Origin of the sequence: Pseudomonas sp. zfem005, assembly GCF_032621735.1 — a bacterium.
Taxonomy (GTDB): Bacteria; Pseudomonadota; Gammaproteobacteria; order Pseudomonadales; family Pseudomonadaceae; genus Metapseudomonas; species Metapseudomonas solani.
This window is the reverse complement of the sequence record NZ_JAVYJE010000010.1, coordinates 254785-280893: the sequence shown is the minus strand read 5'-3', so window position 1 is coordinate 280893 and position 26109 is coordinate 254785. Positions and strand designations below refer to the sequence as shown.

Here is a 26109-nt window from a genome sequence, read left to right as displayed (position 1 = left end):
AGGTGCCCCATGGCCACCGAACGCCAGTACTCCCCCGTTGACCGCTTCCTGCTCCAGGCCGATGCCGCGCTCAAGACCCTGCTGCCGTTCAAGGGCCAGCCCTATCGCCCCAACCCGGCGAACCTGCAGGACGAGGCGCCCATGAGCGAGGCGGACAGCCGCCATGTCACTGGCCTGATGCGCATCAACCACACCGGCGAGGTCTGCGCCCAGGCGCTGTACCAGGGGCAGGCGCTGACCGCCAAGCTGCCGGAAGTGCGCAAGGCCATGGAGCATGCCGCCGAAGAGGAAATCGATCACCTCGCCTGGTGCGAGCAGCGCATCCGCGAACTGGGCGGCCGCCCCAGCGTGCTCAACCCGCTGTTCTATGGCCTGTCCTTCGGCGTCGGTGCCGTCGCCGGCCTGATCAGCGACAAGGTCAGCCTCGGCTTCGTCGCTGCCACCGAGGACCAGGTCTGCAAGCACCTGGACGACCACCTGCAGCAGATCCCTGCCGACGACGCAAAGTCCCGCGCCATCCTCGAACAGATGCGCACCGACGAGGAGCAGCACGCCACCACCGCGCTGGACGCCGGCGGCCTGCGCTTCCCGGCGCCGGTGAAGTTCGGCATGACCCTGCTCTCCAAGGTGATGACCAAGAGCACTTATAGGGTCTAACGCAGCGGCAAGCTGCACGTTTCAAGCGGCAAGCAAACCGCAAGAACGACAAAGGGCGCCGAGGCGCCCTTTGTGCTTTTCACGTGCGGCTTGCAGCTTCGAGCTGGCAGCCCCCGCGCGTCAGCGCGGCATATTGCGCGCGTAGAAGATCTCCAGCATCTCGTGCCGAACACGCTCTTCGACCTGCTTGCGCTGCTCAGCGGTCAGGTTGGAGGTCGCGTCGCCGAACAGGTAGTTGTCCAGGTCGAAGTTCTTCAACAGCATCTTGGTGTGGAACAGGTTCTCCTGGTACACGTTCACGTCCGTCATCTGGTACGCGTCCTGGGTATCGTCGGAGAGGTAGTTCTGGATCGAGTTGATCTCGTGGTCGATGAAGTGCTTCTTGCCTTCCACATCGCGGGTGAAGCCACGCACGCGATAGTCGACGGTGACGATGTCCGAGTCGAACTGGTGGATCAGGTAATTGAGCGCCTTCAGGGGCGAAATCACACCGCAGGTGGAAACGTCGATGTCCACGCGGAAGGTCGCGATCCCCGACACCGGATGGATCTCCGGGTAGGTGTGAACGGTGATGTGGCTCTTGTCCAGGTGGGCCAGGATGGTCTCGGGCAACGGACCGGGGGATTCCTCGATCTGGCTGTCGGTGGGGGTCACCGGCTGCTCGGAAATGAGGATGGTCACGCTGGCGCCCTGGGGATCGTAATCCTGGCGGGCAATGTTGAGGATGTTCGCACCTATGATGTCGACCACGTCGGTGAGGATCTGGGTCAGGCGTTCGGCGTCGTACTCTTCATTGATGTACTCGACGTAGGCCTGCTGGTCCTCGGGGGTCTCTGCATAGCAGATGTCATAGATGTTGAAGCTCAAGGTCTTCGTCAGGTTATTGAACCCGTGGAGCTTGAGTTTGCTTTTCACCGTTGGGAACTCTCTGTTCATTGCGGCCCTGCCGCGTGGTTGAGCATGCCCGTCAGAAGCGCACAGTGACTTCTGCGTAGGACGGTTTACACCTCTTCGCGATGGCGATTGTGGTTATCGGTTCTGGGGCGGATTGCCCCGGAAAAACGAGGGGGCGCATTATGCAGATGACGGGCGTCACCTGCCAGAGTCTGCGCCCCGAATGTGATGATTGGGTGTCGGTGGCTCAGCCGAGCTCGACGATTTCGTAATCGTGGGTGATCTCGACGCCGGCGCGGCCGAGCATGATCGATGCAGAGCAGTACTTCTCGGCGGAGAGCTCGACGGCGCGCTTGACCTGCGCCTCCTTCAGGCCACGGCCCTTGACCACGAAGTGCACGTGGATCTTGGTGAAAACCTTGGGGTCTTCATCAGCGCGCTCGGCCTCGAGGAAGGCCTCGCAGCTCTCCACCGGCTGGCGGGACTTCTTGAGGATGCTCACCACGTCGAAGTTGGTGCAGCCACCCAGGCCGATGAGCAGCATCTCCATCGGGCGCACGCCGAGATTGCGGCCACCACTCTCCGGCGGGCCGTCCATCACTACGGCATGACCACTGCCGGACTCGCCGACGAACAGGGCTTCTCCCGCCCACTGGATACGCGCTTTCATCGCCAGACTCCAGGCTGAAAAAAAGGTCGCCAGCTTATCACAGCGCCTGGAAAGGCCGCGTGTCACATACGTTGGTCGTTTAGTTCCCCGCCAGTTGTTACCTGCGTCTCAAATTCGGATCACCGGTCACGAACCGTCTGTTAAGCTGACGCCGGATAACTGGCACACTTAGCCAGATAACTAATAAGAAAGTGCCTGTTGGACAAAGGCTTACCTTTAAAATTTCGGGACTCGGGCATGGTAGCTATTACCCTCACACCAAAGATCAAGAACCTCGACAAGCTGCTAGCGCACTGTCATCGCCGCCGTTATACGGCAAAGAGCACCATCATCTATGCGGGCGACCGCTGCGAGACGCTCTTCTTCATCATCAAAGGCTCGGTCACCATCCTCATCGAGGATGACGACGGCCGCGAAATGATCATCGCCTATCTCAACTCCGGGGACTTCTTCGGTGAGATGGGGTTGTTCGAAAAGGAAGGTACCGAGAAGGAACGCAGTGCCTGGGTACGGGCCAAGACGGAATGCGAAGTGGCTGAGCTCAGCTACGCCAAGTTCCGCGAGCTGACCCAGCAGGATCCGGAGATCCTCTACGCCCTGGGCAGCCAGATGGCGGACCGCCTGCGCAACACCACGCGCAAGGTCGGCGACCTGGCATTCCTCGACGTCACCGGTCGTGTCGCTCGCACCCTGCTGGACCTGTGCAAGCAACCCGACGCCATGACGCACCCGGATGGCATGCAGATCAAGATCACCCGTCAGGAGATCGGTCGCATCGTCGGTTGCTCGCGTGAAATGGTCGGCCGCGTACTCAAGAGCCTGGAGGAACAGGGCCTGGTACACGTCAAAGGCAAGACCATGGTGGTATTCGGTACCCGCTAAGACGCGCACATGAAAAAGCCGGCAGGACGCCGGCTTTTCCATGTGCACTTCCAGTCAATCAGGATCGATCGCCCGGCTCACTCCGCCACGCTCGGGGAAGAACAGCCGGCGCAGCTCCGTGCCCGGTTCCTCGGCACGCATGAACGCCTCGCCCACCAGGAAGCCGAACACCTCGCTGACTTCCATCAGCTCCACATCGGCGCGATTGAGGATGCCGCTCTCGGTGATCACCAGACGATCACGCGGGATCATCGGCAGCAGGTCCAGGGTGATGTCCAGGCTCACCTCGAAGGTGTGCAGGTTGCGGTTGTTGATACCCACCAGCGGCGTATCCAGGGTGTTCAGCGCCCGCTCCAGCTCATCGCCATCGTGCACCTCCACCAGTACATCCAGCCCCACATCCTTGGCGGTCTTCGCCAGCTCGGCCATCTGCGCATCGGACAGGGCGGAGACGATCAGCAGCACGCAGTCGGCACCCAGCGCACGCGCCTCGACCACCTGGTAGGGGTCGATGAGGAAATCCTTGCGGATCACCGGCAGCGAGCAGGCCGCGCGGGCCTCCTGCAGGTAGGCGTCGCCACCCTGGAAGAAATCGATGTCGGTCAGCACCGAAAGGCAGGTGGCGCCGCCATCCTGGTAGCTGCGGGCAATCTGCGCCGGTACGAAGTTCTCGCGGATGACGCCCTTGCTCGGGGAAGCCTTCTTGATCTCGGCGATCACCGCCGGCTGCTTGCGTGCAGCCTGCTCCAGCAACGCACGGGCAAAACCACGGGGCGCATCGGCGGCACGGGCCAGCGCTTCGACTTCTGCCAGCGGTACGCGCAGGCGGCGCTCGGCGACTTCCTCGGCCTTGCGGGCCAGGATCTTTTCAAGAACGGTAGGGATGCTCACGCTTCATTCTCCACTCGGAACACCGCGGTAAAGGAGGCCAATTCTTCCAGCTTCTCGCGGGCGAGGCCGGTGTGCAGCGCGTCATGGGCGAGCTGCACGCCCTCTTTGAAGGTGCTCGCGTGGTCCGCTGCGTAGAGCGCAGCACCGGCGTTGAGCACGATCATCTCGGCAGCCTTCTGGCCATTCTCGGTCTTGCGACGGCCCAGGGCATCGCGGATCAGCTCCAGCGACTGCTGCGGGCTGTCCACGGCGAGGCCGATCAGGCTCTGGCTCTTGATGCCGAAATCCTCGGGCTGCACCTGGTACTCGGTGACCACGCCGTCCTTCAGTTCGGCGACTTGGGTCGGCGCAGCCAGGCTGATTTCGTCCAGGCCATCCTTCGAATGCACCACCAGGATGTGCTCGCTGCCCAGGCGCTTGAGTACCTCGGCCAGCGGGCGGCACAGCGCCTGGCTGAATACGCCGACCACCTGGTGCTTCACACCGGCCGGATTCGTAAGCGGGCCGAGCATGTTGAACAGGGTGCGCAGCCCCAGCTCGCGACGCGGGCCAGCGGCGTACTTCATCGCCTTGTGATGGACCTGGGCGAACATGAAGCCGACGCCGACGTGCTCGATGCAGCGCGCCACCTGTTCGGGCTTCAGGTCCAGGTAGATGCCGGCCGCTTCCAGCACGTCGGCGCTGCCGGTCTTGCCGGACACCGCACGGTTGCCGTGCTTGGCGACCTTGCCCCCCGCGGCGGCGACCACGAAGCTCGCGGCCGAGGAGACGTTGAAGATGTTGGCGCCGTCGCCACCGGTGCCGACCACGTCGACCACCCGGGCCAGGGAGCCCAGTTCGACACGGCTGGCCAGCTCACGCATCACCGAGACCGCGCCGACGATCTCGTCGATGGTCTCGCTCTTCATGCGCATGCCCATGAGGAAGGCGCCGATCTGCGCGTCGGTGCATTGGCCGGTCATGATCAGGCGCATCACGTCCTGCATTTCCTCGGTGGTCAGGTCCAGTTGGTTGACCACGCGGTTGAGGGCTTCCTTGATATCCATCTCAGCGCACCCCGCCCTGTTGCTTGAGGAAATTGGCCAGCAGCTCGTGGCCCTGCTCGGTGAGTATGGATTCCGGATGGAATTGCACACCCTCGATGTTCAGCGTCTTGTGGCGCAGGCCCATGATCTCGTCCACGGCGCCATCGGCGTGCTGGGTCCAGGCGGTGATTTCCAGGCACTCCGGCAGCGTCTCGCGCTTCACCACCAGGGAATGGTAGCGGGTCACGGTCAGCGGGTTGTTCAGCCCTTCGAACACGCCCAGGTCCTCGTGGAACACCGGGCTGGTCTTGCCATGCATGGCCTGGCGCGCACGCACCACGTCGCCACCGAAGGCCTGGCCGATGCTCTGGTGGCCCAGGCACACGCCGAGGATCGGCAGCTTGCCGGCGAAGTGGGTGATCACCTCCAGCGACACGCCCGCCTCGGTGGGCGTGCAGGGGCCGGGGGAAACCACGATGCGCTCGGGGTTCAGGGCCTCGATCTCGGCGACGGAGAGTTCGTCGTTGCGGATCACATGGACATCAGCACCCAGTTCGCCCAGGTACTGCACCACGTTGTAGGTAAAAGAGTCGTAATTATCGATCATCAGCAGCATTTTGTTTTTAACCCTTTGAATTTACTGACCTTTTCGTCCGACCCTCTCATTTCGTACCCGCATATATACCCGCAATTTATGTCGCTGGGTTTGGGCTGATTCGGAGGTGTTTGGCAGACGAGCTACAGGCATCCGGCCTAGCCGGAAAAGAAGAGATCAGGCGCGCCAGCGCCAACGGGCGTGGGCTTTGATAACGCGCATGAGGAGGGTGCTGCTGATTTTCACGGGGATGTCTCGTGTTGCCGTCCGGGCACAGTAGCCCAAGGGGGCTGGTAGGTGCAATATCACTGTACCTACACGGCTGGTCTACCCTTCCCCAACGTTCAGCACTAGGGAGCCGACCATGTGCGGCCGCGTTGCCCAGTTCATGTCATGGGCCGAGATCTACGAGCTACTGAGCTACCGAGGCCCGCAGCCATCGGTCGAGATCCCCCCCCGCTACAACATCCCACCAGATACCCGCCTGCAGGTGCTGCTCGATGCAGGCGGCGAACCCTTGCCCGCGTCCACGAAATGGGGATGGGCTCCGCACTGGGCGACCGAACGGCGCAGGCCCAGCAACGCCCGAGCCGACCAGGTGGCGAGCAGCCCATTCTGGCGGATCGCCTGGCCCCATCGGATGCTGACGCCTATCAATGGGTGGTTCGAGTGGACGGGCGAGAAGGGCCACAAAAAGCCTTGGTTCATCCGGCGCCGCGACGGGCAGATGACGCTGTGCGCGACCGTCGGCCAGGTCCACCACCAAGAGCCGCAACCAGGCGACGGGGTCGCCATCATTACGGCCGCCAGCACTGGCGGGATGGTGGATATCCACGACCGGCGTCCGGTGGCATTCACCCCTGAGCTGGCCCGGGAGTGGCTAGACCCCGCAACGACACGCGAGCGCGCCCGCGATATGCTGGAGCACGGCGAAGGGCCCGAGGTGTTCGAGTGGTTCCGCGTCGGCGTGGCCGCGAACAACGCCCGCAATGACGGCCCGCAGATCCTCACCCCAGAAACGACAAAAGGCCCGGGGCCTGCATAGCAGATCCCCGGGCCTAGACCGCCTATCAACTCGCACACACCACACTCCGCAAATACTGTACATATAAACAGTATTTCGGAGTGACCACCATGCCACGCTACTACCTATCCATCCATGCCCTCATTTCCGTCAGCGGCCGACAGTACGACCAGGTATTCAAGCCCAACACCATCCAGGACCTGGCCACCATCGCACTAGAGCTGCTGGTGGACGAGCTAGGGACAGAAGGCGCACGCCAACATTTGCGCACCGAGTTCGCCAAGTATCGGCGCGATTACCGGGGCGTCCAACGAGACAACAGACCGGCAAAGCTCGACCAGAAGCCGCTACCGAGCGGCGCCTCCGAGACCTGGGGCAGGATGCCACCGGGCAACTGATCAAGGCGCCTGCACCTTCTGCCGCTCGATGCAGCCCATCACCTGTAGGGCGCACGAACTCAACGCCGCATCAGTGGCGTCCAGCGCCTGCCGCCACTGGTCATTGACCAGCACCGCCGGCCGCGCCGGCAGCACGCACGGCACCAGGGAGCACGCCATTCGGGGCGTGCCAGGCAGCGGGGTCTGTGGTCTCGGGTCGTTCATACAACCGGCCAAGAGCCCCAGGGACAGGGCCAGCCAGGTACGCGGCAATCTCGCGGTCATTTCGTTTCAGCTCCTCAAATGCCGCCGACTGGACGGACGTGTTGCGGTTTACGGTCTGGCCGAGCTGCTGCAGCCGGCGCTCAATCTCTGCCAACTGGTCGAGCGTCGCCTGCTGGCGGACGAGCTGCTGGGAAAGCCGCTCCACGCTCGCCATCGCCTCCAGCAGCTGACGCTCGGCCGCATCGGCCCGGGCCTCCTGCAGGTCGATGCGAGGCGCGATCACCCACCAGGCCAAGCCGGCGCCGGCAGCGACCAGCGCCACCAGCACGAACACCCGCAGAGGCGCGGGCACAACGTCGAATAGGGACATGGCCACCTCCTAGACGCCGAGCACGAGGCGGGCCCGCTGCCAGATCTGCAGGCGATCCTGTGCGCCGTTCTGGCCACCGTTGATGCGCTGGGTTATTTGGGTGAACTGGCCACGATCAGCCAGGCCGTTCAGCTCACGTACCCACCAGAACCAGGCAGCCGACTGAGCCGCGTGCTCGGGCAACTCCAGCAGCTGGGGCTCAGCGACCAGGCGCTGGTCGTTGAACAGTGCCGCGCTGACCTTGGCGTAGTTGGCCTTCCCGGTGATCTGCAGGAGGCCACGCCCCATGTAAAGGCGCCCGTCGCCATCCCGCTCCAGGGTGTTGCCAAGATCCGGCCGCACGTCGTAGCGCGACTGCGCATCGGTCGGGCCCCAGATCTCTTTGACGTACCGCAGATGGCCCGACTCGTGGCCGATCTGAGCCAGGAACGCCGCCAGCCTTTTCGGGGTGTTGATCTGCCAACGCTCGGCGGCAGCGTTGATATGTGGAACGAAAACGCCGGCTTGGCGGCCGGCGTTGGGGAGTATCTGCAGCAGTTGCGGCTCAGTGAGCGTCATGCATTTCTCCAGGAAAAAGAAATGCCCGCACGAGGCGGGCAACGGTTAGGAGCTTTAAGCCATCATTGCGATGGCTGACTTATGGACCTAGGATCCAGTAGCTGAAACAGGTTGGCATTGCAAAAGGAGTCCAACGGATGGATTGGCTGATCACCTATTCCCTAGCCGGGGAGAGGCGATACACGCGCATTGCTACCCGCGCCTTACCGAACCTGAAGGCCGTCGCCTTCACGGTCTACACGCTCGAATTCCCCGACCAACCAAAGCCGTCCCGCTCATCTGCTGCGGTGGAGGACTGGTTGAAAGGCTGCGGAATAGAAATCCTCGATGTGAGCCCCCTTCAAAGAAAAGGTTCATCCCAGACCTAGGCGATGCTCTTGTAAGGGTTCACTTCGAAGGTGATGCCCTTCCACTGCCGCGACAGGTCGCCGCTGTAGTCCTCGGTCCAGTCGCTGGGCTCACCCTTGAAGCCCAACTGCACGACCAGGGCGCGGCTGTCGTTCCACTGGCGGACCCAATACAGCCCGTAGTAACGGCGCCCTGTGGCCTTGCGGGTGGCCAGCAGGAACCGCCAGCCACCCTGGCCAGGCTTGTCCTTGACGACCTCCTGCCCCCAGTAGCGGTAGTCGCACTCCGTCACCGGGCAGCCGAATAGCCGCGTAAACCGCGCGTTGTTCGCCGGGTTGCGGATCGCCAGCCACCAGAACATCGACAACCAGTGATAGGCGCCAAGGCCGAACGGCGCGTTGACGTGCCACCAGCCGCGCTTGTCGCCGGCGGCGCCGTCGCGGTCGTTGCTCCACAGCCAGGCCCAGCCCGGCAGGGTGATCAGCAGCCAGTCGCCCACGGCCTCGGTGAAAGGGCGGGGCGGGCCTTGCGTGACGCGTAGCGGCAGCGCGAACGGCACGACGATCAGCCCGACCAGGATCAGCAGGACACGCAGAAACAGCAGGCCGACCAGCTGAAGGCCGGCCACCAGTACATGGGCAATCATGGGTTGATTCCTCGACTCAGAAAAAAGAAAGCCCCGCGATGTGCGGGGCCTGGCGGGACGCGCATGCGGCCTAGATGCCAGGCCAGGGGTTCTCCGCTTGGATTTCGGCGTAACGGGCCAGGCCCTGGGCCTTCGCAGCCTCGGCCGCCTCGGTGTTGCCCAGCAGCGTTTCGCGCTGCGCCTCGGAGAAGTAGCGGTCACTGCCGATCAGCGGATCGGCATAGGCACGCAGGCGGTCCGCCTCGATCTCTGCGCGGGTCACCGGGACCGGCCCCCAGTTGTCGCCGAGCCAGGGCTGCCGCGCATCGTCAGGCGCGGACGGAACCACGGTGGCGCCCTCGGGCACCTCGGAGAAACCGCCCAGGTAGCGGCCGGAAGCGTCAATGCAATAGTTCATGCCCAAGCCCTCAGGACCACTTCAAAGTTAGTGTTGCTGGCGTCGATGTAGCCGCCATCGGAAGCAATGATCGGAATAGCGGTGTTGTAACCGAACTGGACCAGCAGGTTGGTGGCGTTGGCCGACACCATCGCGCCCCGGGTCGTGTTGGCGGCGTTGCTGTCCATGAAACCGGCGTCCATCTTGATTTCATCGCCTATCGCGATGTTGCTGATTGCCGCCTTGCAGCGCACCACGGCTTCAAAGAGGGACGGCTTCGCGCCCAGCCCATGGGCGACAGTCAGGCGGCCCGCGTTGGTGATCGCCAGACCGGTCGATTCGAAGTCGGGTTTCTGACGGAAGCGACCGCGCGTGTAGCCCACCACCTCCACCACGTTGGCGGCCGTGGCAATCAGCCAACAGGAATCGCCAGCCGCCGCGACGATATCCGCGCCGGTGCTCGTGATGATGGCGGCGCCGTTGACCAGGCGCGCGGCACCATTGAACCGGGCGAGGTAGCAGCGGCCTTTCAGCACCGTAAAGCCGGTGATCGTGCCGCTACCGGCCAGCAGGATATGCCGGGTATCGGGCGCATCGGTCGTCAGGTTGATCGCCGCCGATGACGAGAAGTTGACCTGCACCGTATCCAGCGGCGCCAGGGTCGGCGAGAACGCCAGCACCTCGACCACATCAGCGGCCGTCGCCCGGATGATGCAGGTATCGCCATTGGCGGCGTTGATGCTGTAGCCGGTGTTTGTGCTGATGTTCGCGCCTACGGTCAGGCGAATTGAGCCGTCGAAGCGCACGAAGTAGCAGCGCCCCACCGCGACCGTAAATTTCGTGATCGCCGTAGAGCCGGTCAGGTTGATATGGCGAGAGTCGCCGGCCGCCGTGGTCAGGTTGACCGTCGCGGCCGAGGCCACGTCGACGCGGGTCGTGTTGAGCGGGTCTTTGGTGTTCTGCCCGACCAGGCGCACGATGGCGGCGGACAGCTGATTGAACTTGGTTTCGTCAGGCGCGAGGCCTGACGCAATGATGGTGTTCAGTATCTCATCGGTGATGGCGTTGCCCCACGCCGCCGACATCAGCGACCCCGGGGTGCCGGTGGCGGTGTTCTCATCGACAAAACGGCCAGCCACCAGGCCAGCCCCCGGGACAGTCTTGGGGTAATCCATCTATGGCGCCTCTTCATAAACGATGTGTTCAACGGTGTGTGCAGGCGCTGCGCGCCGCACGAGACATTCCAGCGACTCCGCTGGGTTGCGGCCGAAGCGCTCGCCGAAATAGGCGGCGCCGAAGCGCCGGCCCTGGGTCAGCCGCTGGCCGGTGTAGAGCGTCCACATGAATTGCGACGCCCAGGTGCCGAAGTGGTCGCGGCCGAAGCGCGCCCGGCCGAAGCGCGGCGCCTTGTGCTCGACGATCTTGGCATTGGGGAAACCCTGGCTCGCCGCCAGCTGCAGGTAATAGGCCGGCGTTTGCCCGCCCAGGCCGGTGCGGCGCTGGTGAACCGCCTTCTTGCGCTCTTCAGCGGTCGGCTCAGCGCTGATACAGGCGTCAGGGAGGCCCGTGACGCGCTCCCAGTCTGGAAGCAACTCATGCTCGCCCAGGGGCGCGCCTTCGCTCAGCAGGTCGCCGGAGCGCTGATCCGCCGTCGCCATCGCCGGGGCCAGGCCCTGCAGCACCTCGTCAAGCTCGGGGTGCAGCGCGGCATCCCAAGCCGGCCCGGGCGGCAGCATCGCGCGCAACTGGGCGTAGTAGTCGGCCGGCGTTCTTACAGCCATTGCACACCCCCATACACCAGCAGTTGGTTACCCGCCGGCGTCACGTTGGCCACCGGCTCCACGATCTCGTGGTCACGCTCACCGGCGGCGCCGCTGATTGCCTCGCTGATGTGTGTCCGCAGCAACGTGGTACCCAGGGCGCCGTCACGCAGGTGCAACGCCTTCAGCTCCGCTTCAACAGCGGCGCGAACGGCCGGCGTGTCGGGCGTTACCCGAAGCCTGTACTGAACAGCCACCGGCGCAGGCGCTAAAACATGCAGCTCCGCAGTGATGGGGCGCTGCGCCTCGATGTAGGCTTTGATCACCGCAAGCGCGGCCTCATCCGGGAACGGCGAGGGGTCGCCGTCACGCATCACGAACACCCCCACGGTGCCGGGGCCGACCCAGTGCCGGCGCACCCAGACCCGCGTCACCCCGGGCACTTCCAGGGCCCAGGTCTGGTAGTCGTCGGTGTTGCCGCCATGGGGCAACGCCCGATAGGACCGCAGCACCCGGGCACGCAGCGCTTCGATGGTCTCTTCCGCGACGCCACCCTGCAGGCCGTTACCCGTCACGGTGAAGACCCCCTGCACGCCCAGGACGGGCGAGACCAGCGTCAGCTCCGTGCCGGCGGGGGTGTTGCCCAAAATGCCCGGGTCAACCGCCGCCAACTGCACGGCGCCGGTGGCCCCCAGCAGGACGACCGGCGAGACCACCCGGAAGCGCACCCCATCCTTGCGCTGCAGCAACGTGCCGGCATCCACGCCGGCGCCGGCGGCGCCGATGAAGCTGGCAGGGCCCAAGGCCGCCACGGCCGGCAACCGGCCCGGGATGGGCCGTAGATCCGCATGGCGTAGCAGCATGTCCTCATCGCAGGTGTCGGGCAGGATCTGGTCAGCCACCCAGCCGAGGTAGCCATAGAGGCCGTACAGGCCGCCAGCGTGGACGCGGGACAGTACCTGGCCGTCCGAATGGCGCAGGCCATCGGCGCCGGCCAGGTCGTTTTGCGCGGTGCCGATCAGCTCGGCCAAGGTCGGTTTATTGAACGGCATTGATCACCTGCCAAAGGTTGTCGAAGGCGACGGGCACGCGGGCACCGTCAGGGGTGAACAGCTCGACCAGCACGTCGAAGCGGTCGACACGGCGTGACCCGGTGACCACCGCGCGGCCGACGTGGCCGTCGTCGATAAGCCACTGCAGCGCCTCGCGCACGTAGTCCAGCGCGGTGCGCTCGGTATCGGCCGTCAGGGTCCGCCGGCGCAACAGGTACAGGCGCGAGCCGATTCGGTCGTCGGTGACGGTGGGGAAGCTGTCGCCCCACCAGCCGTAGCGCTCGCCATCGTCGAGCGGATCGTCAGGGCCGGCGCGGCGCCAGGTCAGCACGCTGATGACGGCGGCGCGCTCCAGGCCGGTCTTGAGGTCGTCCAGCTGCAGCAGCATGTCAGCCTCCCACCGGCGCCGAGGTCTGACCCGGGCCAGGCTGGACGCTGCCGTGTATGTGCTGCATCTGGCTGATACCGCCAGCGACCTGATCGCCCGTTGACTCAATGCGGCCCGTGGTGCGGATCACCGGCGTGGTGAACTCCACCGCCTCGCTTGCCGTGACGCGTAACGTCATCGTCTCGACCTCGATCACGCGGCCGCGCTTGAAGTGGAGCCGGTCGCCCTCGTCCGTGTAGAGCGCCACCTCCCCCGATTCCAGCCCCTGCAGACGAAACCGCCGGTCGGCCAGGCAGACCACCACCCCATGCGAACGGTCGCCATTGATGAAGGCCACCAGGCCCTCCGCCCCGGGCTGTGGGTTGGATGTGAAGCCGTAGGCTTCGAAATGCTCGAGACCGTCTTTCACCTCGTCAGCCATCAGGCGCATCTGCAGGCTCTGCAGCTTGCGCGAGGCGTTGACCAGGGCGAGGGTTCCTCGTGCCAGAAAGCCCAACTTGCTCATTGCTTCTTCTCCCAATCAGCGGGCAGCAGGTATTCGAAGGCGTCGCCCTTCTTCGCCTTGCGGCGCTTGTGGGGGTCGTTCGGTTCGGGGCTGTAGGCGTCTTGCGGCGCCACGGTGAGGGTGGCCACCGTGCCGCCGTCGTTCAGGCTGTATTCCACTTCGCCGATCAACATGTCGCGGTCCAGGCCGGCGACGGGATCGACCACACGAACAATCATGTTCGGCCGCCAGAGCGCGCCGTTGGACTGCCGCCACCCGCACACCTTGTAGGTGAACGTCATGGCCTTGCCCATGCGGTTGCCGCGCTCCCACTCGACCCGGGCTTTCGCCAGCTCGGGCGTCATCTGGCCGCTCTGCTGGATCAACAGCACCCGCTGCCGGTCCATGCGCGGATCGGTCACCTTTGCCGAAACCTCGGCCGCGTCCGCCCCAAACGTGTCGTCGGTGCCCGAGCGCTGGCCAATACAGCGGTACTCCGAGTACACCCCGGAGAAGTCCAGGCCGGCGCTGCCGCTCAACACGTTCTCCCCCACCTGCAGGCTGTCCACCGCACGCCCGCCGCTACCCGGCTCGACGACCACCAGGCGGCCCAGCTCGTCGTCCGTGGACAGCAGGCGCGAGAGGGTCAGCAGGCGGTCGATGCTCTCGAAAACCTTTTCGCCCGGCTCGATGGTGTGGTCGGACAGCTCGGCGGTTTCCGCCACCTCGCTGACGACCTTCACCCCGTAGGGGCTGGCCAGGGCGGTGACGATCCGCTGCACGCTCTGATTGCTCCATTGCCCGGGCTTGTTCGTCGCCGAGCAGTCCACGAGGTCAGCTGTCAGCGAGCGCCCCGTCACGCCGCGCGATATCTGCCGCGCGTCGTAGCGAATCGGCGTGGCGTCCACGCACCCAGTCAGCACCTTGTCGCGACCAATCCACACCTCGGCCCGCGAGCCGTGGCGGATGGGCCAGGGGTCGCCGGTGTTGTCCCAGCGCCACGTCACGTCAAGGCTGAAATCACGGGCCTGGCGCTCTATGCCGGCGGTGATGCGGACAGATGTCCAGCCGCCATAGTTCAGGCCGTTGACGCTCAGCGTCACAGCATTGGGGTTTTCCATGGGGTGTTACTCCTGAGCGACCTGCAGGGCCGCCGGGGGCAGAAAGCCGGGGTGTCGGATGCGGTTGCGGCTGACGATTTCCGGGGTTCGTGACGCGTCACCGAAATGGCGATACGCGAGCACCAGGGCGGGCACCTCGGCCGCCGGCGTCACCGTCACCAGCTGGACGCTGCCAGCAGCAACGGCCGTAAGGTGGCGGTGCTGCAGGCGGCGCACGTCCTCAAGCCGCCGGAAGTGCTCGGGGGGCGCCGTCAGCGAGGCCGACCACAGCGCATCCCCCAGGGCATCCCGCACGCTCACCACGTCGTCAGCCGCCGGCGGCGCGTCTCGCGTAACGGGGTCGGCCAGCTGCTGCTCCAGGGACGGCGCCACCGGCAACGCCGGCGAGACCGGCACCGGGATAGCCGCCGCCTCGCGGGCGGCCTGTACCAGCACCGCGTCCCGCAACAGCTCTTGCGTCGCCTGGGTCGCAGCGGCCGTACCAGCACCGCCGGCCACACTGGTCCTCGACAGACCGCTGACAGACGAGGCCCGGCTGCTCAGGCGTCGCAGTGACGATCCATAGCCCAGGAAGCTCGGCAGCAGGCCGCTTAGAGTGCTGCCGACCAGCTCCGACAGACTCGTCGGGGCGGACAGCAGCATGTCCGCCAGTCCGTCGAGATTGCCCACGGCCTTGACCAGGGTTGGCAGCTCGATGCCGACCATGCCGAACGCTTGCGCCACGCCGTCGCGCAGAGCACTGCTCTGCAGCCGGGCGCCGTCGAGTAGCCCCATGCTGTCATTGAAGCGGCCAAGCGCCGCCTCTAGCAGGCTGTCGGATGCTGCATCCAGCTGCCGCGCCGTGTTCGGCACTCCAGAGGGGAAGCCACCCCGCTCCGCACCAACCTCCACAAACTGCAGGTCGAAGCGGACCAGAGCGCCTTCCTTGCGGTCATGCGAGAAACCGCACTCGCCGGCGGTGACCGTCATCTTTCCCATCCATGGGTGCACCAGTTCGCCAGGGCCTGGCTTTTCCAGGGCGGCCAACAGCGCGTCGCGCCGCTCGAAGCAGTCGGCGCCGATCACAAAGGCCGTGATCTTGATCGGCCCGATTGCCTTACCCAGGTCTTCCACGTCCGGCAGATCCCGTTGCACGAACTCGTGCACCTGGGTACGGCGGCCGGCCGGGTTCTGCGCGCCGTCCACAAAGAACGGCACCCCGCGAAAGCTCGCGGGCTGCAACTGTTCACGCCATGTCGCCATGGGCTCAACCTCCAGATAGCGAGCGGTAGCCCACCTGCGGCGTGACCAACAGCCCGGGCTGATTGGTCTGCGGTTTCTCGACGCGGGTGCCGGGCGGGGCGTTCTCCAGGCGGACCACGAGGGAGCCTTGCAAGTTGGCGCCCTGCAGGGCCTGGGACTGAGCGGCGAGCGAGGTTGACCCCACTCCACCCATCGGCAGCGGCTGGGAACCGGCGGAGCCCTGCAGGCCGCTGGCGGACTCTTCGCCATCGGCGCCGACCGCCCATTTCGCGGCCGCAAAGATGGGCTCGACGTAAGGGCGCACGCGCTCCCACAAGGCGGCCATCCAAGCCACGATGGGCTCCCAGTTCTCAATAATCATGCCCAGCGGCGAGAAGGAGAAAGCCAGCTTCATCCAGTCCCACAGCGTCGCAGCCGGACCCTTCACGCGGTCCCACAGCTCCGCCAGCCAGCCCACAATGGGCTCCCAGTTATTGACGATCAGGCCCAAGGGCGACCATGACCACGCAAACTTGATCCACTCCCAAAAGACCTTGGCGGGGCCCTCTATGCGTTTCCACAGCGCCTCAACCCATGGGCCTATGGTCGACCAGTTGGCGATCAAGAAGCCCGCTGCCAGCGCGATTCCGCGCACGATCAAACCAATGGGGCTCATGCTGGTAACGGCGTTCATGATCCCCATGGCCACAGAGGCGGCCATGACGGACAGGCGCAGCACGCCGAAGCCCACGGCTGCGCCGAGAATGCCCTTGATCAACCAGGGATTCGCCGCGGCCAACTTGGACACGTCCGTGATCAGCGGGCCAATGGTGGCCATGAAGTCATTGAACGGCGGCAGCAAGGCGGCCCCGACGCTGATACCGAGCCGCGTAACGCGGTTCTGCAGCAGCTGCAAGTTGTTCTCGGTCGTGGCCGCCCGCGCGTCGTACTCGGCCTGCATCGACCCGGCGTACTTGGTCGAGTCCGCCACCTTGGCGAAGTTGCCACGCAACTGCTCCAGGTTCGTGAGCATCGGGGCGATAGCGCCAATACTTTCCTGGCCGAACAACTGCGACAGCGCGGCGGATTGTTTGTCCTTGTCCACCTTGCTAAGGGCCGTCAACACGCGGTCGATGGTCCCGGCCGCGTCCGTCTGCATCCCCTTCGCCAGCTCGGCGGCATCCAGGCGCAGGGCCTTGAACACCTGCGATTGCGCCTTGGTAGCCGACTTGCCCTTGGTTAGGGCAAGCATGAAGTTCTTCAGGCCCGTGGCAGCGACATCATCGGCGATGCCGATGCCAGCCAAGGTTGCGCCCATCGCAGCGATCTGCGCCGAGGTAACGCCTGCTACTTCACCAAGCGGGCCGATGGCGGAGACGATCCCGGATATCTGCCGGGCGTTCGCCGGTCCGGTGTTGCCCAGATAGTTGATCTGGTCCGCCAGCTGGACAACGCCCTGCTGCGTGAGGCGGAAGGCAGTGCGCCACTTCGCCATCTGACCGCCCGCCTGATCGGCAGTCTGATCGAACGCGACCCCCATCTTTACCGCGTCTTCGGCAAACTGGTTCAGCTCGGCCCGGGCGATACCGGACTGGCCACCGGCGGCGACGATCTGCGCGATGCCGTCCGCCGCCATGGGCAGACGTTCGGAGAGATCGAGCACGTCGTCATTCATCTGCGCGAACTGCGCCGGCGTGTCGAAGTTCACCACCTTCTTGACGTCGGCCATGGCCGACTCGAACTTCATGGCGGCCTGCGCGCCCATGACGAACGGCGTCGCGAGCGCACCGCCCTGCAGCACGTCGGAGAACCCGATGCTGCCCAGGCCCGACGAGTTGAGTTGCTTGCGGAACTGTGCGGCGTTCTTACGGACGCCGCTCAGCACCGGAGACAACTTATCGACGCCCGTGATAAGCGCCTTCAGCTGGAACTTATCCGCCATCGTGAGCCTCCCGCGCTTCCTTCAGCTGCCGCTGTGCGTGCTGCCAGGACTCCAGCAGCACATCCAGCGTTCGCCCCATCATGATTTCGGGGTCTACTCGCCAGTATCGAGCGAGGTCATAGACGGCTCGGTCGAGGTCTCCGCCGTCGAACTCACGAAAAAACCCACCACTTCCCAGCACAGGCGGTTGAGGTCGGGCAGATCCAGTTGGTCAACCGAACTCAGCGGGATCGATGCGCACTTGACCAGGTAGCTACTGCACATCGTCACATCCGGGCGGGGCATACCGTCTCGCCCCATGGTGTAAGGAAGGCCGAGAGCGCGAACCTCGTGCGCCGTCGGGCGCCGCAGGTCCAGACTCAACAGCTTGTCGCCGTGGGCATTGATGGGGACGGACAGGGGGAAATTGATTTTCTTGCTCATTGCCAGGTTCCTTTGACGCCGTTCAGCTCCATGCTGACTTTCGCGTCTTCGCTGTTGAGGTTCATGTCACCCACGACGTACGCGCCTTCCAGCACGTACACGGAGCCGTCCTTGAATTCGGCCGTGCCGGTCATGTCCATGGCGCGGGCGATCTTCTGCCAGTCCACGCCCGGGGTTTTCACCGCGTCGAATTTCATGAAGGGGGCTATGTCTTCTTCCTTCGCATAGCCCGGCACGATGGTTTCGCGCTTGGTGTCACTCATCGGCACTTCAACACCGCCGGTGAGTTCGATCTGCTCGCCGTCCAACTTCAGGTAGACGGTGCCAGCGACTTTCTTGCCCATTTCTGTCTCCCAAGAAAAAGCCCGCCAGGTGGCGGGCTTGGGGGTTCACGGCTTACGCCGCTTCGGGGTACTGCAGGCGGAACTGATACAGCAGCGCGAAGACGCGCAGCTGATTCACCAGGTCCGGCGGATACAGCACGTTGAGCCGGTTCGGGCTGCTGCTGTCACGCTCAACGACCAGGTGCTGACTGAACGCCTCGGCGTTCTCCACAAGCCCGTTGCGCTCCAACTCGCCGTAGCCGGCAATCAGCTCGGCGCGGATCGTGTTCGGGGTGACGATGGCCTGGCCCGGGGCGAAGCGCGTGCCGTCGTTGGCCAGCTTGTGGCGTCCGAACTTGCTGGAGATCCGCGAGCGGATGAAGCGCAGCACGTATGCCGACTGGTGCAGCGGCTCGCTGTCCATGTAGGAGTTGTCCGCCTGCCCGTAGGCATTCACCCGGTAGGTGGTGATTGCCCGCTCAATGCGCTGCGCGCCCCCTTCATAGACCAGGGTCGCTATACCGTTCTCCAGCAAGCTCTGTCGCTCTCCCAGGTCGAAGCGGGCCGACTCGGGCGCCGCGTCCATGCCGATCAGGATGCCGGTCTGAGTCGGGCGCGCCGGGTCGGCGCCGATGAACACTGCCGTTCGCGCCAGGTGCGCCGATGCCACCGCCCAGGCCGGGGCCTGCACGGGCGACTCGAACCCACTGATCGTCATGAACGGATCGTTTCGCGAACTGCCCAGCGCCACCAGAGTCCCCAGGGTGCCACGCTTCGCGGTGTAGACCCGCCCGTAGAGCTGCTTCGACCAGGACCAGCGGCCGGCGGTGGTGCCCATGAACTCCGCCCAGGCATCCAGCGTGGTGGCATCGGTCCAGGGCTGCCCAATGAACTCGAAAGGCGCATCGCCGATGGCGGCCAGCACCTCGGCCGGCTCAGGCGCCCCCGCACCGCCCGCCATCGCCGTAACGGCGACGGTCAGGCCCGCCGGCGTGATCTCGCCCTGCAGGGAACCCAGCAGGTTGAGGGTGAGCTGAACATCGTTGCCCAGCACCCCCTTGAACTTCGCCGTCAGGGTAACCACCCCAGCGACGGCAGCGGCCTTGACCGGAACCGAGCCGGCAGCGTTGATCGCGGCAGCCAGCGCCTCAGCAGCAGCTGCAGCGCTTGCGGCACGGGGCACGATGGCCTGTACCCGCTGCCCGGCCACATACAGGTAGAGCAAGCCGGCCGCCGAAGCGGTGCCCGTGATGGTCACGGTAGCCGTCGCGGCGGTGCCCGTGGTCAAACGCAGGGGCAGGCACCAGACAGCGCCGAACGGGTCGTTGCGGCGGAAGGTCTCGTGCATGTTCGCCAGCATGGAACCCGCGCCGCCGATGGCCACCGCCTCGGAGGTGCGCGAGACCAGCGTCAGCTTACCGATGGCCTCGTGCGAGGCGTCATCGTTCACCTGCGCGATCAGCAAGCGGCGCATCACTTCGGTGGCCGTGTTGGCCGCCGAGTTGTCGAGTTCGGCATAGAACAGCGGCACCCGCAGATCGCTGGGGATGCTGTTGAAGGGAACAGTCATCACTCGCCTCCAGTTTCAGAGCCCGGCTTGCCGGCCTTGGGTTTGCCTTCGATCACGTCGCCATCACTCAGACGGCGCACCCAGTAGGGACCGTGGTCCACCTCCTCGCCCTTGGCAGGCAGGTAGGCCCCGCCCTTCGCCGGATTGGGCACGACGCGATCAGGCACCGGCGTCACGTAGATTCGCTTCACGTTGGCTATTCCTCTCTCACTTTGAATTCCACGCGACCATCAGGGCCGCGCGGGGATAGGTTGGGATCGACCATCGGGTCGATGTAGTCGACATCGATGTCGATGCCGTCGAGCGGGGGCAGGCCATCCTCGACCCACTCCTGATAGGTTTCCGCCGGCGCTTGGGGGCCGTTGCGCCCCAGCTGCAGGCCGGTGAAGAAGCGGAACCGGTAAACGGCCTTTGCCCGGTCGAGTAGCAGCAGATCCCGGCCGGCGTATTGGATGGGGTCGTAGTCTTCGCCCGGTTCCCACCCCACTAGCGCCCGGGTCAGCTCGCGCCGCACCAGATCGAGCTGGTCACCAACCGCCAGCCCCTTCTCATCACCCACGCGCTGCTCCATCACGACGCAGACGTGAAAGTCCTCGGTGATGTCCTGGCGAACTGTCGTGGCGCTCTGACTGGGCTCTGCGTCCTCGTCGCCGAGCACCACATAGGCGGCAGGACACTGCAACTTCGCGCTGCTCTCGATAGCCTCCCAGTCGATGCCACCGGTGACCCGGCGAGCGAACAGGGGGCAACGCTCGCGCAGATGCTTCACCACTGGCGATACGATCATCTATCCCTCGCTACAGCCCCGTACGGCGGGGCCACTCAGTTGAACATGGCCCGCGCGAACGCCTTGCGCAGGATGGACTGCACCGTGTCGGCGCTGTCCTCCAGGGCATCGGTCATGTAGTTGTCACGCGGCGAGATCCGCCAATCAGCCGACCGGCGCGCCGCAATCGCCGCCAGTCGATCACCACGCGCTCGCCGATTGCTGCGACCACGGCCCTTGCCCGGGGCCAAGGCCCCGACACGGCTACCACGACGGACCCCGTAGTGCAGATACGCCGGGTAAAACGCCGACATGGCGGCCGTCTTCACCGGGGCCACCCGGACCATGAAGCCCGACCGGGACAGCTTGATCTGGATCGAGTCAACCAACCGACCCGACCGGCTCACGGGGTAACCGTTGCGGCCGCCAGCCAGGGCAATAGCCATCTGCGCCTTGCCAGCGACGACGCGACCCGCCTTGCGAAAGCCCGCGCGCACCTGGCGCTTGTTGAACACGTCGCGCTCGAACGAATCGAACCCGTCGATGTGCAGATAGGCCCCGATCACGGGGCGGGGGGTGTCCATAGCTCTTCTACCTCCAGCACCAGGAACCGATGCGCCGTCCCCAGCGGGGCGGAGCGGCGGACCCGGTACACGGTCTGACGACCACGCAACCGCGTCACGATCTCGAAATCACTGGTGATTCCGGGGCGATAGCGGAGCGTGATCCTGTGGGTGATGGCCTCGCCGGTCTGAACGCTGGCGGAGTAGATCGCCGCACCCACCGGCTCCACCTTGGCCCAGACCGTGACCTGCCTCGGGAAGGTTGACGACAGATCGGCGTCGATGTCGGCGGGCAGATCCTCGCGCTGACGGATAAGGACACGGCGGCTGAGTTCGCCCGCTCCGGGCTCACGCATAGCCATGTCAGAACCTCGGCGGGACTTTGATGCCCGCAATCATGCCGACCAGGTGGGGCAGCTCGTGGAGCACCTGCCCCGGCACCAACGTTTCACGGTTCAGGTAGGCCGTTGCGGCGTGCATCAGCAACCACAGCCGCACCGAGGGGTGGGCGGCGAGATCCGTCTGCGCGCGATAGCGGATGACCAACCGGCCAGCAGGCCGACCACCCGGGAAGTGCAGGTAGCTCTCGTGCCGCCCCACCTGCAGGCGGGTCGATACTTCCAGCGTCTGCAGATCTCCCGAATCCTCGACGCGGCTGATCGACAGCACGTCTCGGGCCTGGCCTGTATCCAACGGATGACCGGAGGGATAGGTCTCCGGCCATTCGTCTTCATAGACCGCCGGCGCAATCGCCGCCCCCGTCAGCTCCTCGGCCAGGGCGATCACCGCAGGGATGACCACATGCTCTATGTGGCCGTCCTGCAGGTCGTCGGCGTCGATGCGCGCCTGTTCCGCCACCTCATCCACCGTAATGACCGTACCGGCCTCATACTCGATGCGGCGGCCCATGGTCAGGGCTTCGCGTCGTCGGGTTCGTCGTCACCAGGCGGAGGCGGCGGGGTTTCCTCCTCGTCGCCATCCTCGGGTTCTTCCTCGTCCTCCCCTTCCGGGTCCGAGGGCGGGGGAGCCTCAGGTAGCGCCGGAGCCGTCAGCGGCGCCTCTGGAGTTGCCGGCGCAGTTTCAGCAGCGGCGCCCTTGTTGGATTTACCACCACCACGACCCTTGCCACTCGGTGGCTTGGCGGCCCCAGACGGGGCGGAAGACGACGCGGCCGCAGCCTTGGCCGTCATCTTCAACACACCGGCTTGCTCCAGGGTCTCGGCGGCCGAGAGCGGCAGCAGGGTCTCGTCACCACTGAAGAACACACCCCACGCCTTTTTGAATCGCACACTTACCTTGTCCATCTCATCACCTTCCAGTTGTAAGCCCCACCCAGCCGGGCGGGGCGGGTGGAGTTACATGCCGTCGCCCCAAGTGACCTTGGTCGCGACCACGATCAGCTCGACGTGGCGCGGGCCAAAGTCGTGCTTTGCGATCACACGAACCACGGTCTGATCGCGCTGGAAGGCGCTGACGACGTTGCCGCCCGCGTCTTTGTAGGTAGCTTCCTTGCTGAAATCGAGAACCAGGTCCATGTCCTCGCCGATCATCATGTCGGCGAAGTCTACAAAGTAGATCTCGGATTCGTTGCCACCCGCGCCGAGCGTGGTCGGGATCTGGGTCGACAGGCCTACGCGGTAGCCCTTGAGGAACCCGGCATCGATCTCGGGATAGGCCTTGTTACCGTTGCCATCACGCAGCGACTGCAGCCAGCGCAGGGTGCGCGGAGCCATCAGCCAGCCACAGCCGGCCATATCGCCGTTGGCGGATTCGACGCGGAGCATCATGCCGCCCAAGAACAGATCGATCTGCGCCAAGGTCGGGGCGGCCGGAGCCACCAGGACGTTGCCCGGCAACGCCCAATAGCGCGCCCCCTTCGGCAGCTTGCCGGCACCGCCATCCGAGCGGATGAAATGCAGGTCCTCGGACAGGCCCATGCTGGCGAACACGTCATTGGCGACCAACTGATCTACACGCGGGTTGACCCCTGCGTTGCGGATCAGGTCATTGGCAATCGGCACCAGGGCGGCCGCCTTCTTGCCGGACAGCTGGGTATCGCCGAACGTCATGCCGGTGACCGCAATATCCTCCTCAGTGCCGATGTAGGTCACCAGCGTATTGCCAGTGATACGGGGCATGGTCAGATTGCCGTTGTTCAGCGGAAGGCTGCGGGTGCCCATCTTGCGCACGATGGACTTTGGCCGCAGGGACTCGATCACCTCACTGGAGAAGTTCTCGGGGACCAACACGCCGCCCGCCCCAGGCGTCACGGTCGAAAGAGCCAGCTGCACGCCCTGATCGAAACCGCCTTGCTTGGCCAGCTCAGCGGCGTACAGCTGATTGCCTTGGGCTTGAGCCAGCAGGCGAACCATCTGCGCCATACCGGCGCCGGCCGCAGGCTTGCCGTAGGGGCCTTCAACACGGCCAGCCGGGGGCGAGGCGATGCCGGCCGCGCTCTCATTCACCGGCACCGCAGCAGCGGCTGCAGCGCGCTCGGCGATCTCGGCGCGCGAGATCTTGTCGCTGATCCCGGTGATTTTGGCTTCCAGCTCGGTGAACTGGGTCAGTTGCTCGGCCGAGAGGTTGCCGCCGTCGGCCTCGATCTTGGCCAGCGCCTGCAGCGTGGTGTTCAGCTCGGCGCGTTCGCTACGCAATTTGAGTACAAGGGACATCGTTGCCTCCTGGGCATAAAAAAACCCGCACAAGGCGGGTTCGGGTGACTGCCGCGAACGCGGTCAGATCATGGATTGGATGTTCATGGCAGCAGCGCGGACGCTGACGCGATTGCTCTGCCGGGCGGCGCGGGATTGGGCGACCAGTCGTGACAGGTCATCGACCGCCGCCTGGGGGCTCTGCATACGATCCGCGAGGCCCGCCGCGATGGCCGCCTGCCCCCGGTACAAACCGGCCTCCGTGGCCCGCACCTGCTCGGGCGCGAGGCCGCGATACTCGGCCACGGCGTTGACGAACAGCTCATAGCTTTCCTGCACCAGGTCCTGCAGCACCTTCATGGACTGCTCCGTCAGGGGTTCGTGAGGGCTCAGGTCGTTCTTGTGGGCGCCGGCATAGACCGTGGTCACCTTCATCCCGGCGGCCTCCTCCGCCTTGGAGCGGTCCATGTGGCTGGCCACGACCCCGATGGAGCCAACGCCAGAGGTCTGACTGACAACCAGCTCGCTGCAGGCGCTGCCCAACAGGTAGCCGCCGCTGTAGGCCATGAAGTTGACCAGGCCCGTTATGGGCTTGACCTTGCTCATGGCGCGGATGTCGGCGGCCATCTCGAACGCACCAACAGCCGCACCGCCCGGACTGTCGATGTCCAGCACGATGCGCTCGACCATGGGGTCGTCAACCGCCTGGCGGAGCGCCGTGCGGAGACCTTCATAGCTGGTCATCGTCTCGCAGACGCTCAGGTGACTGGCACGGCTGACGAGGATGCCGTGCACCCCCACCACCTCGACGCCGGTGCGGGCGATGGTGGCGCGGCGCTGTTCCTGCGCACGCGCCTCGCGCGACACGTAGTCGTCATCGTCGTCCCACATCCCCACCGCGCCCGAGGGCGGGCCAATGTTGATGATGTTCAGGTGCATGGCCTGATTAGCCCAGCGCACCCCCAGGTCCAGCATATCGGGGGCGACTAGCAGCGGCTGATTGAACAGCAGGCTAGAGGCCCTGAGGTGTCGTTTCATTGCTGCAGAATCCTCGCGATCTCGGCCTGCTGCAGCTCCAGCTGCGCACGCACGTTCGGGTTGTTCAGATCGGGCATACCCTTGCCGGCGTCCACCATGTTCAGCGGTTGCAGGTAGGTATCACCGGCGATCACAGGCGGCATGTTCTCAAGGCGGCGAATGTCGTTGACCGACAGCCAGCCCCATTGGCGGCCAATGGCGTATGCCTCATAACGCGACTTCTGATCGCCCCGGAGCAGGCCGGACAGGTTGAATTCGATGAAGTAGTCGCGGCGGTCCTGCGGCAGCAGGAAGTCACGCATCATCGCTTGCTCGTGGCGCTTGGCCCACGGCAGCAGGCCGAACACCACGAACTGAATTAGCAACTGCTCGATGCTGTTGTAGTTCGCTTTCTCCAGGTCGTTGACCATGGGCAACGGCACCTTGTAGATCCGCGCCACGTCGGTCCCCGTCAACTTCAACAGGGCGACGATCTCTGCATCCGCGTGACTCATGGTCACCGGCTTGAACGTCATCCCCTCCTGAAGCAACGCCACCTTGCGGACGTTCTCGACCCCCGAGAACTTGTCCCCCCACTGGGAGGTTATCCGGTCGATGGTGGCCTGATCCTTGATCGCCGGCGCCTCGTGCGGCCGCTCGATCACGCCCGCCACCGAAACGCCGTTGGCAAACGACTTACCGGTGTAGCGCAGAATCGTCTGCGCCATGCCCACGGACTCGGCGTGCAGCTCGATGGGCGACATGCCGGTGTAGTAGTTGAGCGAGTGCCAGCGGACATGGTGAATATGGCGGGCCGGTAGCGGCTCCGACGTACCGACCCGGTAATAGGGCAGCAGGTCGGCCCCCTTCAGCACCTGCACCTTGTCGTTATGCAGGGGCCACAGCGCGGCGATGTTGCCGTCGCCGCGCCGTTCCACCAGGTTGAAGCCGTTCCCGCGCAAGCCTGCCGCAAGCTGCAAACCTTCCATGCGCTCATACGGCGTTTGGAAACCGTTAGGCTGGTAGCGCAGCACGTCGTAAGCCGGGTGGCTGGTGGCGGTCTCCCGCTGCCCGTTGGCGCCGCGCTTGTACAGCTCCAGGGGCAACTGCCCCAGGGTCTCGGCGTACAGCGTGACGCAGTTCTGCAGGATGGGAACGCCCAGCGCCGTCTCGGGCGTTACCACGGCGCCGGCGCTGTTGCGCCCGCCACCGAGCAGGCCGCGCCAGAAGCCGCTGTCGGCGTTCACCAGGTCGCCTTGCCCGCTGCCGAGGAGTGAGGAGAAGAACATG

The 26109-nt window shown here is 65.0% G+C and carries 35 protein-coding genes; 5 read left to right on the top strand and 30 right to left on the bottom strand.

Features of this window, described 5'->3' with window-relative positions; all coding sequences use genetic code 11:
* The first annotated feature begins 9 nt into the window (after positions 1-9).
* Positions 10-657, top strand: a complete 648-nt coding sequence (coq7, locus tag RTW82_RS23145) for a 2-polyprenyl-3-methyl-6-methoxy-1,4-benzoquinone monooxygenase (protein WP_263402869.1) — start codon at positions 10-12, stop codon at positions 655-657.
* Positions 658-777: 120 nt separating this feature from the next.
* On the opposite strand, the gene speD is transcribed toward coq7, so the two are convergent.
* Both speD and RTW82_RS23135 read right to left on the bottom strand, forming a co-directional pair.
* A complete protein-coding gene (speD, locus tag RTW82_RS23140; RefSeq protein ID WP_021221615.1) occupies positions 778-1572 on the bottom strand; it encodes an adenosylmethionine decarboxylase in 795 nt (264 codons plus the stop codon).
* A gap of 226 nt (positions 1573-1798) precedes the next feature.
* Positions 1799-2221, bottom strand: a complete 423-nt coding sequence (locus RTW82_RS23135; protein ID WP_021221614.1) for an OsmC family protein — start codon at positions 2219-2221, stop codon at positions 1799-1801.
* Between the two features lie 237 nt (positions 2222-2458).
* Between RTW82_RS23135 and crp the strand changes: the two genes are divergently transcribed.
* On the top strand, positions 2459-3103 hold the full coding sequence (crp, locus tag RTW82_RS23130) for a cAMP-activated global transcriptional regulator CRP (RefSeq protein WP_021221613.1): 645 nt from the start codon (positions 2459-2461) through the stop codon (positions 3101-3103).
* A gap of 54 nt (positions 3104-3157) precedes the next feature.
* Here the strand turns inward: crp and trpC are convergent, their stop codons facing one another.
* The 3 genes from trpC to RTW82_RS23115 are packed head-to-tail and all read right to left on the bottom strand — an operon-like array spanning position 3158 to position 5635.
* Positions 3158-3994 (bottom strand): indole-3-glycerol phosphate synthase TrpC, encoded by an 837-nt coding sequence (trpC, locus tag RTW82_RS23125; protein ID WP_316926619.1) that lies wholly within the window; start codon positions 3992-3994, stop codon positions 3158-3160.
* The gene (gene trpD, locus RTW82_RS23120; RefSeq protein ID WP_316926618.1) at positions 3991-5040 is read right to left on the bottom strand and encodes an anthranilate phosphoribosyltransferase; all 1050 of its coding nucleotides are present in this window, start codon (positions 5038-5040) and stop codon (positions 3991-3993) included. Before trpD ends, trpC begins: the two co-directional genes overlap by 4 nt.
* Before the next feature lies 1 nt (position 5041).
* Positions 5042-5635, bottom strand: a complete 594-nt coding sequence (locus RTW82_RS23115; RefSeq protein ID WP_021221610.1) for an aminodeoxychorismate/anthranilate synthase component II — start codon at positions 5633-5635, stop codon at positions 5042-5044.
* Between the two features lie 343 nt (positions 5636-5978).
* On the opposite strand from RTW82_RS23115, the gene RTW82_RS23110 reads away from it, so the two are divergent.
* Both RTW82_RS23110 and RTW82_RS23105 read left to right on the top strand, forming a co-directional pair.
* Positions 5979-6659, top strand: coding sequence for an SOS response-associated peptidase (locus RTW82_RS23110; RefSeq protein WP_316926617.1), 681 nt, complete (start codon positions 5979-5981; stop codon positions 6657-6659).
* 89 nt (positions 6660-6748) lie between these two features.
* Entirely contained in the window at positions 6749-7036 is a 288-nt protein-coding gene (locus tag RTW82_RS23105) for a hypothetical protein (RefSeq protein ID WP_316926616.1), read from the top strand.
* On the opposite strand, the gene RTW82_RS32270 is transcribed toward RTW82_RS23105, so the two are convergent.
* From RTW82_RS32270 to RTW82_RS23095, 3 genes are read right to left on the bottom strand one after another with little or no spacing between them, the layout of a single operon-like run.
* Positions 7037-7213, bottom strand: a complete 177-nt coding sequence (locus RTW82_RS32270; protein ID WP_410478838.1) for a hypothetical protein — start codon at positions 7211-7213, stop codon at positions 7037-7039.
* The gene (locus RTW82_RS23100) at positions 7137-7610 is read right to left on the bottom strand and encodes a hypothetical protein (RefSeq protein WP_316926615.1); all 474 of its coding nucleotides are present in this window, start codon (positions 7608-7610) and stop codon (positions 7137-7139) included. Before RTW82_RS23100 ends, RTW82_RS32270 begins: the two co-directional genes overlap by 77 nt.
* A 9-nt stretch (positions 7611-7619) precedes the next feature.
* Positions 7620-8168 (bottom strand): glycoside hydrolase family 19 protein, encoded by a 549-nt coding sequence (locus RTW82_RS23095; protein ID WP_316926614.1) that lies wholly within the window; start codon positions 8166-8168, stop codon positions 7620-7622.
* A gap of 137 nt (positions 8169-8305) precedes the next feature.
* Between RTW82_RS23095 and RTW82_RS23090 the strand changes: the two genes are divergently transcribed.
* Positions 8306-8536 carry a RidA family protein gene (locus tag RTW82_RS23090; RefSeq protein ID WP_316926613.1) on the top strand — a complete coding sequence of 77 codons (231 nt, stop codon included), beginning with the start codon at positions 8306-8308 and terminating at the stop codon, positions 8534-8536.
* On the opposite strand, the gene RTW82_RS23085 is transcribed toward RTW82_RS23090, so the two are convergent.
* The 22 genes from RTW82_RS23085 to RTW82_RS22980 all read right to left on the bottom strand — a co-directional run bounded on the left by RTW82_RS23085 (position 8533) and on the right by RTW82_RS22980 (position 26108).
* Complete coding sequence (locus RTW82_RS23085; RefSeq protein ID WP_316926612.1) at positions 8533-9162, bottom strand: hypothetical protein; 630 nt, start codon at positions 9160-9162, stop codon at positions 8533-8535. The genes RTW82_RS23090 and RTW82_RS23085 overlap by 4 nt on opposite strands.
* Positions 9163-9232: 70 nt before the next feature.
* The gene (locus RTW82_RS23080; RefSeq protein WP_316926611.1) at positions 9233-9559 is read right to left on the bottom strand and encodes a hypothetical protein; all 327 of its coding nucleotides are present in this window, start codon (positions 9557-9559) and stop codon (positions 9233-9235) included.
* Positions 9556-10713 carry a hypothetical protein gene (locus RTW82_RS23075; protein WP_316926610.1) on the bottom strand — a complete coding sequence of 386 codons (1158 nt, stop codon included), beginning with the start codon at positions 10711-10713 and terminating at the stop codon, positions 9556-9558. The genes RTW82_RS23080 and RTW82_RS23075 overlap by 4 nt, the downstream gene beginning before the upstream one ends.
* Complete coding sequence (locus RTW82_RS23070) at positions 10714-11319, bottom strand: YmfQ family protein (RefSeq protein WP_316926609.1); 606 nt, start codon at positions 11317-11319, stop codon at positions 10714-10716.
* On the bottom strand, positions 11310-12350 hold the full coding sequence (locus tag RTW82_RS23065) for a baseplate J/gp47 family protein (protein WP_316926608.1): 1041 nt from the start codon (positions 12348-12350) through the stop codon (positions 11310-11312). Before RTW82_RS23065 ends, RTW82_RS23070 begins: the two co-directional genes overlap by 10 nt.
* Positions 12337-12735: a phage GP46 family protein gene (locus tag RTW82_RS23060; protein WP_410478836.1), complete on the bottom strand. Its 399-nt coding sequence runs from the start codon at positions 12733-12735 to the stop codon at positions 12337-12339. The genes RTW82_RS23065 and RTW82_RS23060 overlap by 14 nt, the downstream gene beginning before the upstream one ends.
* A 4-nt stretch (positions 12736-12739) precedes the next feature.
* Complete coding sequence (locus RTW82_RS23055) at positions 12740-13243, bottom strand: phage baseplate assembly protein V (protein WP_316926606.1); 504 nt, start codon at positions 13241-13243, stop codon at positions 12740-12742.
* Positions 13240-14343 (bottom strand): phage baseplate assembly protein, encoded by a 1104-nt coding sequence (locus tag RTW82_RS23050; RefSeq protein ID WP_316926605.1) that lies wholly within the window; start codon positions 14341-14343, stop codon positions 13240-13242. Before RTW82_RS23050 ends, RTW82_RS23055 begins: the two co-directional genes overlap by 4 nt.
* A gap of 6 nt (positions 14344-14349) precedes the next feature.
* Entirely contained in the window at positions 14350-15585 is a 1236-nt protein-coding gene (locus tag RTW82_RS23045; RefSeq protein WP_316926604.1) for a DNA circularization N-terminal domain-containing protein, read from the bottom strand.
* A gap of 4 nt (positions 15586-15589) precedes the next feature.
* On the bottom strand, positions 15590-17506 hold the full coding sequence (locus tag RTW82_RS23040; RefSeq protein WP_316926603.1) for a phage tail tape measure protein: 1917 nt from the start codon (positions 17504-17506) through the stop codon (positions 15590-15592).
* A 93-nt stretch (positions 17507-17599) separates the two neighbouring features.
* A complete protein-coding gene (locus tag RTW82_RS23035) occupies positions 17600-17929 on the bottom strand; it encodes a phage tail assembly protein (protein WP_316926602.1) in 330 nt (109 codons plus the stop codon).
* The gene (locus RTW82_RS23030) at positions 17926-18273 is read right to left on the bottom strand and encodes a phage tail tube protein (RefSeq protein WP_316926601.1); all 348 of its coding nucleotides are present in this window, start codon (positions 18271-18273) and stop codon (positions 17926-17928) included. Before RTW82_RS23030 ends, RTW82_RS23035 begins: the two co-directional genes overlap by 4 nt.
* A gap of 52 nt (positions 18274-18325) precedes the next feature.
* A complete protein-coding gene (locus tag RTW82_RS23025) occupies positions 18326-19822 on the bottom strand; it encodes a phage tail sheath subtilisin-like domain-containing protein (protein ID WP_316926600.1) in 1497 nt (498 codons plus the stop codon).
* Complete coding sequence (locus RTW82_RS23020) at positions 19822-20013, bottom strand: DUF2635 domain-containing protein (RefSeq protein ID WP_316926599.1); 192 nt, start codon at positions 20011-20013, stop codon at positions 19822-19824. Before RTW82_RS23020 ends, RTW82_RS23025 begins: the two co-directional genes overlap by 1 nt.
* Positions 20014-20018: 5 nt before the next feature.
* Positions 20019-20609: a hypothetical protein gene (locus RTW82_RS23015; protein WP_316926598.1), complete on the bottom strand. Its 591-nt coding sequence runs from the start codon at positions 20607-20609 to the stop codon at positions 20019-20021.
* 35 nt (positions 20610-20644) lie between these two features.
* Positions 20645-21172, bottom strand: a complete 528-nt coding sequence (locus RTW82_RS23010; RefSeq protein WP_316926597.1) for a hypothetical protein — start codon at positions 21170-21172, stop codon at positions 20645-20647.
* Positions 21151-21513 (bottom strand): phage head closure protein, encoded by a 363-nt coding sequence (locus tag RTW82_RS23005; protein WP_316926596.1) that lies wholly within the window; start codon positions 21511-21513, stop codon positions 21151-21153. Before RTW82_RS23005 ends, RTW82_RS23010 begins: the two co-directional genes overlap by 22 nt.
* A gap of 1 nt (position 21514) precedes the next feature.
* On the bottom strand, positions 21515-22060 hold the full coding sequence (locus RTW82_RS23000; RefSeq protein ID WP_316926595.1) for a hypothetical protein: 546 nt from the start codon (positions 22058-22060) through the stop codon (positions 21515-21517).
* A gap of 2 nt (positions 22061-22062) precedes the next feature.
* Positions 22063-22455, bottom strand: coding sequence for a hypothetical protein (locus RTW82_RS22995; protein ID WP_316926594.1), 393 nt, complete (start codon positions 22453-22455; stop codon positions 22063-22065).
* Between the two features lie 51 nt (positions 22456-22506).
* Positions 22507-23823, bottom strand: coding sequence for a phage major capsid protein (locus RTW82_RS22990; RefSeq protein WP_316926593.1), 1317 nt, complete (start codon positions 23821-23823; stop codon positions 22507-22509).
* A gap of 63 nt (positions 23824-23886) precedes the next feature.
* The gene (locus RTW82_RS22985; protein ID WP_316926592.1) at positions 23887-24840 is read right to left on the bottom strand and encodes a S49 family peptidase; all 954 of its coding nucleotides are present in this window, start codon (positions 24838-24840) and stop codon (positions 23887-23889) included.
* Positions 24837-26108 (bottom strand): phage portal protein, encoded by a 1272-nt coding sequence (locus RTW82_RS22980; protein ID WP_316926591.1) that lies wholly within the window; start codon positions 26106-26108, stop codon positions 24837-24839. The genes RTW82_RS22985 and RTW82_RS22980 overlap by 4 nt, the downstream gene beginning before the upstream one ends.
* Between the last annotated feature and the right edge of the window lies 1 nt (position 26109).